Raw genomic sequence first — 15,078 nt, 5'->3', positions numbered from 1 at the left:
ATGGATTTCCTCAATGCCATTGTGGCACTTACCAATTTTGTAATGATCCCGGCCGTGGCCTATGGCTCTCAACTGGCGCTGGGCGCGCTGGGTGTGACACTGATCTACAGCATCCTGCGGTTTTCCAACTTTGCCCATGGCGACACCATGGCCTTTGGCACCATGATTACCATTCTGGTGACTTGGGATTTCCAGTCCAGGGGCATTGGTTTTGGTCCGCTTCCCACCGCCCTGCTTGCCCTGCCTTTGGGGATCGTGGCGACTATGGCGCTGATGCTGATTACTGATCGCACGGTTTATCGGTTCTACCGCGCGCAAAAGGCGAAACCGGTTGTTTTTGTCATGGTCTCGCTTGGTGTGATGTTCATGATGAACGGGCTTGTGCGCTTAATCATTGGCACCGAAGATCAGCGGTTCACCGATGGTGAGCGTTTCATCATCAAGGCGCGGGTCTTCAAGGAAATGACGGGCCTGCGCGAAGGGCTGGCGATCAAGACCACCCAAGGCATCACCGTGGTGACGGCGATTGTGGTTGTCGCGCTGCTGTTCTGGTTCCTCAACAAGACCCGCACCGGGAAATCCATGCGCGCCTATTCGGATAACGAAGATCTCGCACTGCTATCGGGGATCAACCCTGAACGCGTCGTGATGTACACTTGGCTGATCGTGGCCACATTGGCGACCATCGCCGGGGTGCTTTATGGATTGGACAAAAGCTTCAAACCCTTCACCTATTTCCAGCTGCTGCTGCCGATCTTTGCCGCGGCGATTGTTGGCGGGCTGGGCAGCCCTCAGGGTGCTATTGCAGGCGGCTTTATTATCGCCTTTTCCGAGGTGACGATCACCTATGCTTGGAAAAAGGTGCTGGGCTATCTTATGCCTGAAAACATGGGGCCAGATGGCTTGGTGCAACTGCTTAGCACCGATTATAAATTTGCGGTCTCTTTTGCGATCCTGATCATCGTTCTACTGTTCAAGCCAACCGGGCTCTTCAAGGGGAAATCGGTATGACTGATACCATAAAACATAGCCTGATGTTTGCCGCTGTCGCGCTCTTGTTCCTACTTGAAGGCCTCACTGATTGGAGCTTCTTCTCAGGATCCTGGAACTCATCCCTGGTGATCCTCAACATGGGGCTGATTTCGGCCATCATGGCGCTGGGGGTAAACCTGCAGTGGGGCTTTGCCGGATTGTTCAACGTCGGCGTCATGGGCTTTACCGCGCTGGGCGGTCTGGCGGTGGTCCTGACTGCAACCCCGCCAACCCCTGGCGCCTGGAGCGCAGGCGGGCCGGGTATCATCATGGCCATGGTCATGGGCGCGCTGACCGTGGTTGCGGCGGTTGCAGCGACCCGTTTCCTGCCCCGCGGCGGGCTGCGAGCACTGCTGATCCTGTTGATCCTGGCTGTGGGTTTTGTCATATACCGCGCCCTATTTGACCCCTCGGTCGAAGCGATCGAGGCGATCAACCCAGCCTTGGAAGGCAATATTGGTGGCCTCGGCTGGCCAGTGATCCTGTCCTGGCCAGTGGGTGGCTTGCTGGCTGCCGGGGCGGCCTGGCTCATTGGCAAAACCGCGCTTGGGCTGCGCTCTGACTATCTGGCGATCGCCACCCTTGGCATTGCCGAGATCATCATTGCCGTCCTCAAGAACGAAGATTGGCTATCACGCGGGGTGAAAAACGTCGTGGGCCTGCCGCGTCCGGTTCCGTTTGAGGTCGATCTGCAAAATGACCCGGCCTATGTCGAATGGTTCGCGGGCTTTGGCCTTGATCCCGTGCTTGGCTCGACGCTCTATGTCAAGCTGGGCTACACGCTCCTCTTTACTCTCGTGCTTCTGGTGCTGCTGTGGATGTCGCAGATGGCCCTCAAAAGCCCCTGGGGCCGGATGATGCGCGCCATCCGCGACAATGAGGTCGCAGCCCGTGCCATGGGCAAGAATGTCACCAAACGGCATTTGCAGATCTTTGTGCTCGGCTCGGCAATCTGCGGCATTGCTGGCGCGATGATGACCACCCTGGATGGGCAGCTAACGCTAGGAACCTATAATCCCCTGCGCTTTACCTTCCTGATCTGGGTGATGGTGATCGTTGGCGGCTCCGGCAACAACTTTGGCGCAGTCCTGGGCGGCTTCTTGATCTGGTTCCTGTGGATCAAGGTAGAACCGATGAGCCTGGAATTGATCACCCTGCTGACCTCGGGCCTGGGCGAAGACAGTGGCCTACGCGCTCATCTGATGGAAAACGCAGCCCATATGCGGCTGCTTACCATGGGGTTGATCCTGCTCTTGGTCCTACGGTTCAGCCCGCGTGGATTGATACCGGAAAAATAACAAACAAGGGCCGCTGCCTCGGTGGCGGCCCTTGGACAGGTCCAGATTTCATTTGGCTAAAAATATCCCCGCCGAAGGCGGACCCCATAGAGGCCTGGCAACGCCAGGCCTCTATTTCCTTCTAGAACATGTTGCGCAAAACTGGCGACCCGTTTTGCGCATCTAAAACATTCGAAATCAAGCTTTAGCGGCCCTTAAACAACCCTCCCAGAATACCGCGCACCAGACGCCGCCCTGTTGTGCCTTTCAGCTCTTTGATCACCGCCTCTGACATGGCAGAGGCAAAGCTGTCTTTGGGGCGATAGCTGCGGGCGCTGGAACGCGGGATCCGGGTGCCAGAATAGCGCCGGGCGGCGCTGAATTCGCGGGCCATCGGCTCTGGTGACTCTTCTACGGCTTGCTCTGCAACTGCCGCTTGTTCCGCCGCCTTGGCACTGCGCTGCATCAGGATTTCATAGGCAGAATGCCGGTCAAGCGGCTTGTCGTATTTCCCCGCCATGTCAGACCCCTGCAGGAAAGCGGCGCGTTCTACCAGGTTGATCGGACCTAACTGACTGCTGGGCGGGCGGATCAGGGTGCGTTCAACGATCCCAGGCACACCCTTCTTTTGCAGCATAGAGGTCACGGCCTCGCCGACGCCGACCTCGCGAATGGCCTCCATCGTGGAAAATCGCGGGTTTTCGCGGTAGGTTTCCGCCGCCAGTTTCAGGTTCTTCCGGTCGCGCGCGGTAAAGGCGCGCAGTGCGTGCTGAATGCGATTGCCCAGCTGGCCAAGAATGTCCTCGGGCACATCGGCAGGATTCTGGGTGATGAAATAGATCCCAACCCCCTTGGAGCGGATCAGCCTGGCGACCTGCTCGACCTTGTCCACCAGTGCCTTTGGCGCGTCATCAAACAGCAGATGCGCCTCATCAAAAAAGAACACTAGGCGCGGTTTTTCCGGATCCCCCACCTCTGGCAATTCTTCGAACAGCTCGCTCAACAGCCAGAGCAGAAAGGTCGCATAAAGCTTGGGCGAAGCCATCAATTTATCGGCAGCGAGAATATTGACCATCCCGCGCCCGGTGCCGTCCTGTCGCATCAGGTCGCTTAGTTCCAGGGCAGGTTCGCCAAAGAGATCGGCGCCGCCCTGGTTTTCCAGTACCAGCAAGCGGCGCTGAATGGCCCCGATCGAGGCGGGCGAGACATTGCCATAGCGCAGCGACAGCTCCCCCCGGTGTTCTCCGACCCAAACCAAGAGCGCCTGCAGATCCTTCAGATCCAGCAGTGGCAACGCCTGTTCATCGGCCAGCCGAAAGGCGATGTTCAAAATGCCCTCCTGTGCCTCACTCAGCTCCAGCAGCTGCGCCAACAGCAGCGGCCCCATATCCGCCAAGGTGGTGCGCACCGGATGGCCCTGCTCGCCAAAAAGATCCCAAAAGGTAACCGGGCAGCTGTGATAGTGATAAGATTGCAAGCCAATCGTTTCAGCCCGCCCCACAAAGGCATCGTGCAATTTGTGGTCGGGCGTACCGGGTTTGGCCAGGCCGGACAGGTCACCTTTTACATCCGCCAGGATTACCGGCACCCCGGCATTGGAAAAGCTCTCTGCAAGGATCTGCAGGGTGACGGTTTTCCCGGTACCGGTGGCCCCGGCAATCAGCCCATGCCGGTTGGCATATTTAAAATGCATCTCTTGGGGCGCGCCATAGTCTTCACCGCCGCCGCCGATAAAAAGTTTGTCAGTCATATTCATCCTTTAGCTGCCTTGACATGGCTTTAGCCTCTTTTGCGGAATCTGTTGATTTCCGACGTAAAACAGGCATGTGTCCCAGGTAACCCCCTTGAACATCGATTATTAACTTTTACATGGGATATATGTCTTGCCCACCCTGTCTTTCGAGATAGCTGGGCATTTCCTCCCTGTCAGACTGGCCGTGCCATAGGCACGGCCCTTTTTTTTGCGCGCCTGCCCCTGCCTCATTATCGGGCAAGGCCCGTCCGACGGCCGCGAAATGTGCGCGTAAAACGCTCAAACCCAACTAAAGCGACCAAGCGGTGGATTTTTTTCTTATTGCATGTTGACCCAGCCACAGGCCTTTCGTAACGTCCTATCCAATAACTAAGTCGGCCAGTCCGACGGGGAGTAAGACCAAAAAAGGAGGCCGGAGAGCTTCCTTTTTTGCTGTTTGTTCAAGCCCTTCACTTGTTACTAAACTTACAGGTAATTCCCCGCTTATTCTGTGCGCGGGCAGGGATTGTGGCCTGACACCCCTGCTGCAACATGGTAAAGCCATTGCAAACGACCTGTGATAAATGAGGCATGCATGATCAAGTCCCTTACGCCGATGACCCTGGCCGCCCTAATGGCGGTGGCGAGCCCAGTTTTCGCCCAGGAAAGCAGTGAAACAACACCAGAAGCCCCAGCCACCGAATCGTCGGCGGATCAGGTCCTGGATCTTGGCCAGCCTGTTGATGATGGCACTCCCAAGCTTGGTGATCGCTACGCCAAGGAAACCCATGGCGATTGGGATCTGGCCTGCGTCAAAACCGAAGAAGAAACAGACCCCTGTTCCTTGCTGCAGATCCTGACCGATCCAAACGGAAACCCAATGGCCGAGGTGTCCCTGTTCCGCATCGACCAGCCAGGTGGCCAGGCCGTTGCCGGGGCCACCATCATCGTGCCGCTGGAAACCCTGTTGCCCGCCGCCCTGACCCTTTCGGTCGATGGCGCGCCCGGCAAGCGCTACAACTACTCTTTCTGTAATCCGCTGGGCTGCGTGGCGCAGATCGGCCTGACACAGGCAGATATCGACACTTTCAAACGCGGCAGCGAGGCAGTTTTGTCCCTGCGCCCTGCCCCAGCCCCCGATCAGCTGGTTGAAATGAAAATGTCGCTCAAGGGCTTTACCGCCGGATTTGATGTTGTTGACGTGGTCACGCAGTAACAGCCTGATCTAAAACAAACCCACCCTCGGCAGCACCCGCCCTATCTGGGGCTGCCGTGCAGAGAAAAAGCCACCATCGGGTTTCCCCTTTGGTGGCTTTCATTTTTCAAGGCAAGCTGGCAAGCCCCCCATGCACCCCTGGAGAGAGCGTGGCGCGTTCATTTGCAGTCACGCGACGGGCTCTCCCTATTTGATTTTGCATATTTCAGCGGCGCAAAACCGCGCGCCACGTTGATGCAACATGTTTTAGACTGCGTGTCAAACCCGCCCCAGGGCCAGCACCGCGTTCAACCCACCAAAGGCAAAGGCATTGGACAGGGCCACCTCTATCCGCGCATCGCGGGCGGTATTGGGCACCACATCCAGGGCGCATTCCGGGTCCGGCTCTTCGTAGCCGATCGTCGGGGCGATCACCCCTTCTTTCAGGGCCATGATACAGGCCAGCAACTCGACCGCTCCGGTGCCGCCGATCAGATGTCCATGCATGGATTTTGTCGAAGAGATCATCAAGCGATCCGCATGGGGGCCAAAGACATCGGCAACGGCGGCACATTCGGTTTTGTCATTGGCAACGGTACCGGTGCCATGGGCATTGATGTAGCCGACCTGTTCAGGGTTGATGCCGCCATCTTTCAATGCCCCGGCAATCGCCCGCGCCGCCCCCTGCTTGCTGGGCATCACAATGTCAGAGGCATCGGAAGACATTGCAAAGCCAAGCACTTCGCAGAGGATCTCTGCGCCACGCGCGCGGGCATGATCGTAGTCTTCAAACACAAAAATACCGGCTCCTTCGCCCTGTACCATACCATTTCGGTTGGCACTAAAGGGGCGACAGGCCTCTTTCGACATCACCCGCAGGCCTTCCCATGCCTTGACGCCGCCAAAGCACAGCATGGATTCCGATCCGCCGGTCACCATTGCCGGGCTCATGCCCGAGCGCACCATTTGAAAGGCCTGCGCCATGGCGTGGTTCGAAGAGGCACAGGCGGTGGAAACGGTGAAACTGGGACCTTTGAGGTTGAACTCCATCGAGACATGGCTGGCGGCAGCATTGTTCATCAGCTTGGGCACCACAAAGGGATGCACCCGGTTCTTACCGTCTTCATAGACCGAGCGATAATTGTCATCCCAGGTCGAGACCCCGCCACCCGCAGTGCCCAGCACAACGCCGGATTTGGCCGAAAGCTCGCCATGGAATTCCAGGCCCGATTGGGCAATCGCCTCTTTGGCAGCAATCAGGGTGAACTGGGTAAACCGGTCATAGAGGCTCATCTGTTGGCGATTGAACCGGCCCTCGGCTTCAAACCCGTGCACCTGGCCGCCGATGCGAATGGCCAACCGTTCGACATCGCGAAACTCTAGCGGGCCAATGCCACAGCGGCCTGCGTGCATTGCCTCAAAGGTGGCAGCAACCGAATGGCCCAGGGCATTGATCGTCCCTGCCCCGGTAATGACAACGCGCTTCATGGATCTATCCCTTAATGTTCAGGCGCTTATATCACGGTTTCTGTGACACCAGCTTGTCAATCCCGGCAATGATTGCTGCAACGTTCGAGATGTCAAAATCGCTCTCATCCGGGGTATTGGCATTGAAGGGGATAGAGATATCAAATTCTTCCTCAATGGCGAAAATGCACTCTACCAGGCCCATGCTGTCGATCCCAAGATCGTCCAAGGTGCTGGTGAGGGTTACATCCGATGGCGCCAATAGCGCTTGTTCCGCAACAATTGCGATGACCTTGTCTCGAGTGCTCATTCCGGCCCCCTGATCTGTGATGTCCTTGCAGATGTAGCGGCTAATACCCTATTTGAAAACAGCCTTTTTCAGGTTTTCGATATCGCGCATCAAACGTGGCAAACGCCGCTGTGCCTTGTAGATTTCGGTATGGGTTTCCATCTTTACCGCCGGATAGCCCATGACCACGCGGCCCGCAGGCACGTTAGAGATGATCTTGGTCGCGCCCCCTGCAATCACCCCGTCGCCAATAAAGATATTGTCGGCAGCGCCACATTGGCCGCCCAGCACAACATTGTTGCCAATGTTCACCGAACCCGAAATCCCGCATTGGCCACAGAGCAAGCAATCACGTCCAATCCGGGTGTTGTGCCCCACATGCACCTGATTGTCCAATTTGCTGCCGCTGCCAATTTCCGTGTCGCGAATGGTGCCATTGTCGATGGTGCAATTGGCGCCCAGCTCCACGTCATCGCCAATGCTGACCGCGCCCAAAGAATGAATGCGCATCCAGCTCTGGGCTTGCACCGCGCCCTGATCTCCGACAGTTTTGCGGACATTTTCAACGCCTGAAACCTCGGGCGTGACATAGGAAAAACCGTCGCTGCCAATCCGGGCACCAGGCTGGGCGCGAAACCGGGCACCAATGCGGGCGCGGGCACCAATGGAAACCATCTCACGCAGCTGCGCCTGCGCACCGATCTCGACCTCTGCCCCGATGTAGCAATGCGGCCCGATCACCGATCCGGCACCGATCTTGGCACCAGCAGCAATGATGCTCAGCGGTCCGACCGACACATCGTCCCCCAGCACCGCAGTTGCATGCACAACAGCCGTGGGGTGAATGCCCGTTTCAAAGCCCTGCCCACGGTCCAGCAGGGTCGAAACCCCGCCAAGCGCCATGCGGGGGCGCGGCGCAAAGATTGCCGCCTTCAGCCCCAGCGCCTGCCAATCGGCCCCCTGCCACAGCAGCGCCACCTGGGCGCTGCCCTGCGGCAGGTTTTCACCATATTTGGCAGAGGTCGCCATCGCCAGATCCTGCGGACCTGCATCCTGCGGCTCGGCCGCGCGGATGATCACAAGATCCAGATCCCCTTCGGCGGGCAGATCAAGAGAGCGAGCAATCTCGCGAACTGTATACATGTTGAGGGCCCTTTCCAGGCGTCACGCAGTAAAACCGGCCCCCAATTTAACCCTGGACGTCTGGCAGCGCCACCCCGGCCTGCTCCAATGCGGCCCAGACCTTGGCATCACGCCCATAGACATCCCGGCGGAACTCGGCCCGGCCTTTGTTGGACACATATGCGGTTCGATAGATAATGTGAACAGGCACCTTTTGCTCCAGCTCAACCTTGGTTTCCTTACCGGATCTCAGGATCCGGTTGAAAAAGGCAGCTGGGTCTTCGGTTTGCCGCGACAACAAGGCATAGGCAAATTCAAAGGGCTGGGCCAGGCGGATACAGCCATGCGAAAAGGCGCGCACTTCCCGTTTGAACAGGCCTTTTTGCGGGGTGTCGTGCAGGTAGATGTTGTATTTGTTTGGGAACATGAACTTGACGAGGCCAAGCGCATTGCTGCGGCTGGGCGGCTGGCGCATCGCATAGGGAAAATTGCGCGCGGTAAACTGCGAGAAATCGGTATTGGCGCGGCTGACCACGCGACCGCGGTTATCTGTGATCTGGATATGACCCACCGCATTGGGGTTATTGCGCAGCTTGGGCAGGTATTCCTTGGTGATGATCGAGCGCGGCACATACCAGCTGGGATTGATCACCATATGTTCCATCATATCCGAAAACTCGGGCGAGCGGCGATCCGATTGATTGCGGCCAATAACGGAACGGGTTTCAAAGGTCACATCGCCATTATCAACAATCTTGGCGGTGAAATCGGTCTGGTTGACCAGCACATGGCGATCGCCGCGATCTGGCGACAGCCAGCGCTCGCGCTCCATCGCGATGATCACCGATTTCAGACGATCCCGCACCGGGCGATTGATCTCTTTCAAGGTGCCCGCACCGACGATGCCGTCCTCTTCCAGCCCGTGGTCCGACTGGAACTTCTGTACCGCGCGCTCGATGTCCTGATCATAGCTGGCGGTGGCGCTGCGCTCCATGTAGCCAAGGGCAATCAGACGATTACGCAGGGCAATCACCTGCGGCCCCCGATCACCGGGTTCCAGCTTGCTGCCAGGTACCGTTGGGCCCCAGCCGCCCGCTGCCATCAATTGTTCCAGCCGCAGCTTTTCACGCATCAGGGCGCGGTACTGCGAAGAGGTCGGCACCAAATTGCGCAGATAGGCAAAGGGCTGTGCTGCACGCAGACCATTGAGCGCGGCGACACCGTCATGGCTTCGCCGGGTGCGGACCATGCCATCATCAATCGACGAGGGGTTTAGCATACCGGTCTGCAGCATCGCGGCATAGGTGACAAAGGCGGTGCTCAGCGCTGCTTCGACCTGACCAAAGTCACGGGCAGTGCGGGCGCTGCGCATCTGCTCAACCAGAGATGCCACTGTCGAGGATTGATCCGGCAAACCATGGCTGGTGGCATCTTCCAGCGCTCGCAACAGAGCGGCGCGGCGCAGGGCTGCGCCCTCATCCGCCCCCGTCCAAAGCGGTGCATAGGTCGTATCACGATAAAACTGCGCAACCGCGTCGTTAACCGAGGCCTGCTCGGCAACGGCCTGACGAAAGGCGGTCGACTGCGCCGCAACCGATGAGCCGAACCCAAGGCTGCCGATCCCGCTCAAAGCCAGAGCAAAAAGCCCGTATTTCAACCGGGCAGAACGGCTCGGGGTGTGCAGTTTAGTCATAATATTTGGTCCTCAACAGCGATGCGCAACAATTATCAGGGCAGCTACATGAAATTTTGGTGAAAGGCAGGGGCGAAAGTCCATTCACATTTGCGAAACCATGATGTGACAGTCTCAGACTGGTGCGATGCAGACGCATAAACAGCTTAATCGACCTGTCTCTTAGGGGAAAAATTAACCAATCGTCCCCCTTTGCGCAATTTTTTGCCGATATAATGCGGCAATCATATTTGATGCGAAACGGAACTTGGTAAATCTTCCGCCCTGTGGCATACAACCCACAGAAAAACTTAGCAGGTCCGTAACATCGGACATAGGCAGGACTAAACTCGTTCGGGATGGCGTAGTTACACATGGCAGAAATCACTAAGACGGGCATGACCCGGCGGGCACTGTTGGGCGCGTTTGCGGCAACAGCAGTAGCAGCAACCCCTACTTTTTCCAAAGCAGCAGGCTTTCTGCGTGGCGGCGGCGATATTCGCCGCATCCGAATGTTCTCTGGCCGCACGGGCGAACGTGTAGACATGGTCTATTGGATCGATGGCAACTATATCAAAGACGCCGTAAAAGAGATTAACCATTTCATGCGTGACTGGCGCACAGATGAAATCAAACCCATCGATCTGCGCACCATTGACATCATGGCCGCCTCTCACAACCTGTTGGATGTAGACGAGCCCTATATGATGCTGTCGGGATACCGCAGCCCAAAAACCAACGCGATGCTGCGCAGTCGGTCCCGCGGCGTTGCAAAGAACTCGCTGCATATGCGCGGTCAAGCCGCCGATCTGCGTCTTGCGTCGCGCTCTGTCGGGCAAATGGCAAATGCCGCAAAGGCCTGTCGCGCCGGTGGCGTTGGCAAATACCGCGGCTCTAACTTTGTTCACATGGACTGCGGCGATGTGCGCAGCTGGAACGGCTAAGCCCGCCCCTGCGCTTGTGCCTCTTCGGGCGCATGAATATCTCTTCCTGTGACTGGTCATCCCAACCCGTTTGAAATGAGGCAAGGTCCATTGCATATGCAATTGGGCCTTTTTCTTTCGCCAACTTCCAGCCGCAAAAATCCAGACCAAAGCCCGCGGAACATGGCTCCAGCCGCCAGATTGTCTGCGTGTTTTTTCCAAAAGGACGAAGTTTTTCCCATTGCGGTGCATTAGCTTGGCCGCTATACCCGCCCTACCAAAAGCACCTGTAGCTCAGCTGGATAGAGCGCTGCCCTCCGAAGGCAGAGGCCAGAGGTTCGAATCCTCTCAGGTGCACCATTTTTCCAATGACTTAGCCGATCCAAATCTCCGCAGTTTTTGTTACATGTAACAGAAACTCCGCGAAGGCCTAGATAATCGGTCTTTCTTATTCCACCGGTTCAGCGGAAATGCTGGTGCGGTAGCCGCTGCTGTCCAGCGTGTGAACCGCTCGAGTGATCAGCCAAGCCTCATCGACATAAGACCGGAAATGGCGCGGGATCAATCGAGCCTCGGCCTTGGCATCGGGGTTGCCCTTCATGTTGATTGAGAGAGACCGCCCTGCGCGTCGAATCCGGCTCAACTCGGATGCTGCGGCCTGCAGGGCTGCAGCCTTGTTTGGGTAGCGACGTTTCAAACGTTTCACCGGCTCCCCCTCGCCCGCCTTGCACTCTTGCTGCTTGCCTTTGCCAAGATCCTGATAGGAGGCAATCACGGCGCCGGATTTGGCACGCAGGCTATTGCGGTAGTTCCAGCTGCTCACCTGGCCAAGATTGATTTTCAGCTCCGGCATAGGCTGCCCTGATGCTGTGAGGCTTTCACCACGTTTGGCCATGATCAGACGCCCGTTGCCCGGCTTGGCAATGGCGTCGTGTTCTCTGGCAATACGGGAAAGCATATTGATATCGCTCTCGTCGATCTGGTCGATGTGCGGCAGGGCCACCTTTAGGAGGCTTTGAGATACAGAGGACTGTAGGCCGTGTTCTACAGCCACCTTTTTCACCAAGTCGCCAATCGGGGTGCCTGCGGGCCAGCTGCGCTTTTTCTGATCAGTGAGGGCGGTTTTCCCGCTGGTGGTTTCACCATTGATAGAAGCGGATCCAGAAATAATCACCTGATCAGGTGGCCCCTGTATCTCGAAGCCATCCACGATAAAGAGGCCCATAAACTGCAGCTGCATTGGGTATCCAAGCCAGACCTTGATTTCAGCGCCCTGGCGCGGCTCCTGCAGCCGCTCAAACAGGCCTGTATCGCTTAGGGTCATAGTCACCTGATCTGATTGGACCCCGGCCCCATCAGTTACCGTCAGGCGCGACATGCGCGGTGCCAGAGACTTGCTGATGTTCTTGCCATCCACCTCGACCCGAAACATGGGCAGAAAATCGATTAGTCCCATAGGCTCACGCTTTCGGATTCTTTTGTTTCCTCAAACACCGGCAGCAAAACGACAGTGCCAACCGGCAGGACCGGCCCCAGATCTGCCAGACCCCGGTTTGCCTCGAGCACTTGCTCGAGAGCACCCGTCACGCTGTTTTCATAGTGGCGCCAAACAATCTCATCGACCGTATCGCCCTCTTTAGAATGGTAGGAGGCTGCGGAGTCCGCCATCGTATCTCCTGACGTTAATTGTGAAGTCCTGCCGCAGCGGTGCGCCCCGGTCGGCAAAGGTGCGCTGCCCTTCGCTCACCCGCTCAATCACCCAGATGCCCAGCACCTTGCCCGTGCCCGCGATCAGCGGCAGAGGCAGGCCCAGAGAGGCAGCCCGGCGCATTTTGTCGACCTGCCCCAGCCCGCCCTTGTAGTGGGGATAAATGATGCCCTGCAGCGTGATCGTATCCCCACCCAGGCCGGTGAACTGCAGAGCGTCGTGCTTGCCGATCCGCTCGATTGCAGCCCAACGGTATTCAGTCGAGCGAAAGAGGCGCTGATAGGCCGCGTTGTCGATACTGAACTGATAAAGCCCTAGTTGCATCATTCTGCCAGCCATCATGCGCCCTCATATTGTCCGTAGCCGTGAGGTTCATCGAACAGCGCCCCGGATTGCGCCGCCCTGCCCCGCCGCTCGATTTCCTCGGCGATCTGGGCCACGGAAAACTGCGCCGCCACGATCTGAATATGCTGTACCACTTGGGAAGGCTGCCCCGCCGCGGCTGTCTGGCCCTGCCCCTCTGGCCTGGTCTCGACACTCGGGCGCTGGATCTGCTCAAAAACTGGCGCGGCTGCAGCCTGTGCCCGGCTCATGGCATTGCGCAACCCACCGCCAAGCGCCGCCATCATGGGCCTGGCCCGTTCCGCCATCCGTGACAGACGTTCCGTCGCGCCCGCATGGGCCACGTAGGCACCTTTTGAGTTCCAAATGGTTTCTGGCCCGTTCTCACCTACCCGGCGAAAACCTCTGCCAATGTCGCCCCCCAGGAATGACCCGGAAATATGCCTTGGGCTTCCCCGGCCGGGCGCGATCTCTGGCTCGTCTTCCTCACCACCGAACCACCCACCAATGCTTGAACCAATCCCCTTGATGCCATCAACCGCGCCAGAGCCCTTGTCTCGCAGCCAGGTCAACCCATCGAGAACGGGCTGCAGCTTGCCCATCAGCCAGTCAAACTTTTCACCCATCCAATCCAAGACGGCTTTGAGAGAGGTTTTCACGCCCTCCCATGCCGCTGTGATCGTATCGGTTGCGCCCAGCGCATCGGTCACCGGCTTGATCACATTCTCCCAGGTGGCTTTGAACACAGCGCCGACCCCATCCCACAGAGTAGAATAGAAGGTTTTCACGCCGCCCCAAGATTTGGTGAGCCCACCGGCAACTGCATCCCAGTCACCGCGCCATACACCGCCAACAAATTCGCCGATTCCTTGGAAGGTCTCTTTCACCCCTCCCCAAAGCTCGCCAAACCAAGGCCCCACGGTTTCCCAGTTCTGATAAATCAACACGGCAGCACCCGCGATGGCAGCAACAGCCAGACCGATGGGATTAGCCACCAGAGCGGCACCAATCAACTTTACACCCGAGATAACAGCGGGAAAGGCACCGCTCAGGGCGAACAGGGATAGGCCCAGCCGCCCAACTGACATGGCAAACCCCAATACCGAACCAATAGTTTTGGCAGCCAGAACGCCGCCAATGACGATACCAAAATTCTCCCAGCCACCAACCATGTCGGCCACCGTGGCAATCACCCCACCGATCTCGCTGGACACTCGCGCCATGCCCTCGACAATTTGGCCGACCACGGGCAAAGCCGCCTCTATTTTGGTGGCTGCGGTTTCAGCAAAGGCGGCAACGTCTTCGCGGTTGGCAACAGCCCAGGCGCTGAATTGCTTCATGGACCGGGTGACAACCGGCATCAGCTCTGTGCCAATGGTGTTTTTCAGCCCTTTGATAACCAACTGTGCGTCAAGCTGTGCGTCGGCAAAGGCCTCCGCATCCCGCGCAGCCTCTTCGCTCAATACATAGCCGGTGCGGCGCGCATCGTCGCGCAACTGCTGCAGTGCATCCGAACCGTTCCCAAGCATGTTGACCATGCCAATTCCCGACCGGCTGAACAATCCGGCTGCAATGGCGGCACGCTCGGCAGGGTTTTCAATGTCCCGCATCTTGTCGGCAATCGCGGCCAGGGCCTCTTCTGGCCCCAGTTTGACAAGATCTTTGGCACTCAGCCCCAGCTGGTCCAAGACTTTCTTGGCAGCACCGGTGCCCTTAGCGGCCTCCCCAAGGCGCTTTTGCATTGCAGTGAGGGAGCTATCGAAGGTCTCTACCGAAATGCCCGACCGTTCGGCGGCATAGCGATGCTCTTGCAAGGCCTCGATACCAATGCCCAGTTTGCCCGCTGTCTTGGCAACCTGATCGCCATAGGATGCGGTAGAACTGGCCAGCGCAAACACGCCAGCACCAGCCGCACCAATGCCCAGCGCCATGCGCCGACCAAGCCGCCCGATATTTGCAGACATCTTGCCAAAGGACTCGCCGACGCGCTTGCTATCCCGCATCGCGCGTTCCCAGCGCCGCTGCTTTTTGGCAAGCTGCTCGAGCGTGCGCTCAAGGTCTTCATATTCACGGTCCAGAGCCTCGACAGATTTCCCCTGTTTCCGCAGGTCTGCCCTCTGGCGTGTCAGCTCCTTTTGACGCGCCTTTACCGATCTGATGCTATCCCCGATATTCTCGAAGCCAGAGCGGATCAGGCCGACATTCTTCTTGAACGATTTATCGAGAACGCCGCCAATCGAGATTTTGGCGCTAAGATTTTGCTTTCTCATTGAGACCCTCTAGCCACCAAAGAAACCGGCTTACAGGCATTCCGGTGAT

At 57.7% G+C, this 15,078-nt stretch carries 13 protein-coding genes and 1 tRNA gene; 5 read left to right on the top strand and 9 right to left on the bottom strand.

What is annotated here, in order from left to right; all coding sequences use genetic code 11:
- A complete protein-coding gene (locus LRK71_RS08385; protein WP_232402559.1) occupies nt 1–1,011 on the top strand; it encodes a branched-chain amino acid ABC transporter permease in 1,011 nt (336 codons plus the stop codon).
- Nucleotides 1,008–2,330, top strand: a complete 1,323-nt coding sequence (locus tag LRK71_RS08380; protein ID WP_232402558.1) for a branched-chain amino acid ABC transporter permease — start codon at nt 1,008–1,010, stop codon at nt 2,328–2,330. Before LRK71_RS08385 ends, LRK71_RS08380 begins: the two co-directional genes overlap by 4 nt.
- A 184-nt stretch (nt 2,331–2,514) precedes the next feature.
- Here LRK71_RS08380 and LRK71_RS08375 read toward each other — a convergent pair whose 3' ends face one another.
- Nucleotides 2,515–4,059 (bottom strand): helicase HerA-like domain-containing protein, encoded by a 1,545-nt coding sequence (locus LRK71_RS08375; protein WP_232402557.1) that lies wholly within the window; start codon nt 4,057–4,059, stop codon nt 2,515–2,517.
- 577 nt (nt 4,060–4,636) lie between these two features.
- Between LRK71_RS08375 and LRK71_RS08370 the strand changes: the two genes are divergently transcribed.
- The gene (locus LRK71_RS08370) at nt 4,637–5,257 is read left to right on the top strand and encodes an invasion associated locus B family protein (protein ID WP_232402556.1); all 621 of its coding nucleotides are present in this window, start codon (nt 4,637–4,639) and stop codon (nt 5,255–5,257) included.
- A gap of 258 nt (nt 5,258–5,515) precedes the next feature.
- Here the strand turns inward: LRK71_RS08370 and LRK71_RS08365 are convergent, their stop codons facing one another.
- The 4 genes from LRK71_RS08365 to LRK71_RS08350 are packed head-to-tail and all read right to left on the bottom strand — an operon-like array spanning nt 5,516 to nt 9,807.
- Complete coding sequence (locus tag LRK71_RS08365; RefSeq protein WP_232402555.1) at nt 5,516–6,724, bottom strand: beta-ketoacyl-[acyl-carrier-protein] synthase family protein; 1,209 nt, start codon at nt 6,722–6,724, stop codon at nt 5,516–5,518.
- Nucleotides 6,725–6,755: 31 nt separating this feature from the next.
- Nucleotides 6,756–7,013, bottom strand: coding sequence for an acyl carrier protein (locus tag LRK71_RS08360; RefSeq protein ID WP_232402554.1), 258 nt, complete (start codon nt 7,011–7,013; stop codon nt 6,756–6,758).
- Between the two features lie 48 nt (nt 7,014–7,061).
- The gene (gene lpxD, locus LRK71_RS08355; RefSeq protein ID WP_232402553.1) at nt 7,062–8,135 is read right to left on the bottom strand and encodes a UDP-3-O-(3-hydroxymyristoyl)glucosamine N-acyltransferase; all 1,074 of its coding nucleotides are present in this window, start codon (nt 8,133–8,135) and stop codon (nt 7,062–7,064) included.
- A gap of 46 nt (nt 8,136–8,181) precedes the next feature.
- Nucleotides 8,182–9,807 carry a L,D-transpeptidase family protein gene (locus tag LRK71_RS08350; RefSeq protein ID WP_232402552.1) on the bottom strand — a complete coding sequence of 542 codons (1,626 nt, stop codon included), beginning with the start codon at nt 9,805–9,807 and terminating at the stop codon, nt 8,182–8,184.
- A 353-nt stretch (nt 9,808–10,160) separates the two neighbouring features.
- On the opposite strand from LRK71_RS08350, the gene mepK reads away from it, so the two are divergent.
- Both mepK and LRK71_RS08340 read left to right on the top strand, forming a co-directional pair.
- On the top strand, nt 10,161–10,730 hold the full coding sequence (gene mepK, locus LRK71_RS08345) for a peptidoglycan L,D-endopeptidase MepK (RefSeq protein WP_232402550.1): 570 nt from the start codon (nt 10,161–10,163) through the stop codon (nt 10,728–10,730).
- Between the two features lie 262 nt (nt 10,731–10,992).
- Nucleotides 10,993–11,069 (top strand) — tRNA-Arg (locus LRK71_RS08340).
- 88 nt (nt 11,070–11,157) lie between these two features.
- Here the strand turns inward: LRK71_RS08340 and LRK71_RS08335 are convergent.
- From LRK71_RS08335 to LRK71_RS08320, 4 genes are read right to left on the bottom strand one after another with little or no spacing between them, the layout of a single operon-like run.
- Nucleotides 11,158–12,165: a phage late control D family protein gene (locus tag LRK71_RS08335; RefSeq protein WP_232402548.1), complete on the bottom strand. Its 1,008-nt coding sequence runs from the start codon at nt 12,163–12,165 to the stop codon at nt 11,158–11,160.
- Nucleotides 12,156–12,377 (bottom strand): tail protein X, encoded by a 222-nt coding sequence (locus LRK71_RS08330; protein WP_232402547.1) that lies wholly within the window; start codon nt 12,375–12,377, stop codon nt 12,156–12,158. The genes LRK71_RS08335 and LRK71_RS08330 overlap by 10 nt, the downstream gene beginning before the upstream one ends.
- Nucleotides 12,346–12,759 (bottom strand): phage tail protein, encoded by a 414-nt coding sequence (locus LRK71_RS08325; protein ID WP_232402545.1) that lies wholly within the window; start codon nt 12,757–12,759, stop codon nt 12,346–12,348. The genes LRK71_RS08330 and LRK71_RS08325 overlap by 32 nt, the downstream gene beginning before the upstream one ends.
- Nucleotides 12,756–15,029 carry a phage tail tape measure protein gene (locus LRK71_RS08320; protein WP_232402542.1) on the bottom strand — a complete coding sequence of 758 codons (2,274 nt, stop codon included), beginning with the start codon at nt 15,027–15,029 and terminating at the stop codon, nt 12,756–12,758. Before LRK71_RS08320 ends, LRK71_RS08325 begins: the two co-directional genes overlap by 4 nt.
- Between the last annotated feature and the right edge of the window lie 49 nt (nt 15,030–15,078).

This window comes from Pseudophaeobacter flagellatus (assembly GCF_021228235.1).
GTDB lineage: Bacteria > Pseudomonadota > Alphaproteobacteria > Rhodobacterales > Rhodobacteraceae > Pseudophaeobacter > Pseudophaeobacter flagellatus.
Note: the sequence above shows the minus strand (reverse complement) of the source record. Positions and strands in the feature narration are given on the sequence as shown.

Excerpts from the sequence above, each read along its gene's own strand:
- LRK71_RS08320 (WP_232402542.1), bottom strand. The coding sequence starts at position 15,029 with ATGAGAAAGCAAAATCTTAGCGCCAAAATCTCGATTGGCGGCGTTCTC.
- LRK71_RS08360 (WP_232402554.1), bottom strand. The coding sequence starts at position 7,013 with ATGAGCACTCGAGACAAGGTCATCGCAATTGTTGCGGAACAAGCGCTA.
- LRK71_RS08330 (WP_232402547.1), bottom strand. The coding sequence starts at position 12,377 with ATGGCGGACTCCGCAGCCTCCTACCATTCTAAAGAGGGCGATACGGTC.
- LRK71_RS08335 (WP_232402548.1), bottom strand. The coding sequence starts at position 12,165 with ATGGGACTAATCGATTTTCTGCCCATGTTTCGGGTCGAGGTGGATGGC.
- LRK71_RS08385 (WP_232402559.1), top strand. The coding sequence starts at position 1 with ATGGATTTCCTCAATGCCATTGTGGCACTTACCAATTTTGTAATGATC.
- LRK71_RS08325 (WP_232402545.1), bottom strand. The coding sequence starts at position 12,759 with ATGATGGCTGGCAGAATGATGCAACTAGGGCTTTATCAGTTCAGTATC.
- LRK71_RS08365 (WP_232402555.1), bottom strand. The coding sequence starts at position 6,724 with ATGAAGCGCGTTGTCATTACCGGGGCAGGGACGATCAATGCCCTGGGC.
- mepK (WP_232402550.1), top strand. The coding sequence starts at position 10,161 with ATGGCAGAAATCACTAAGACGGGCATGACCCGGCGGGCACTGTTGGGC.
- LRK71_RS08350 (WP_232402552.1), bottom strand. The coding sequence starts at position 9,807 with ATGACTAAACTGCACACCCCGAGCCGTTCTGCCCGGTTGAAATACGGG.
- LRK71_RS08375 (WP_232402557.1), bottom strand. The coding sequence starts at position 4,059 with ATGACTGACAAACTTTTTATCGGCGGCGGCGGTGAAGACTATGGCGCG.
- LRK71_RS08380 (WP_232402558.1), top strand. The coding sequence starts at position 1,008 with ATGACTGATACCATAAAACATAGCCTGATGTTTGCCGCTGTCGCGCTC.
- lpxD (WP_232402553.1), bottom strand. The coding sequence starts at position 8,135 with ATGTATACAGTTCGCGAGATTGCTCGCTCTCTTGATCTGCCCGCCGAA.
- LRK71_RS08370 (WP_232402556.1), top strand. The coding sequence starts at position 4,637 with ATGATCAAGTCCCTTACGCCGATGACCCTGGCCGCCCTAATGGCGGTG.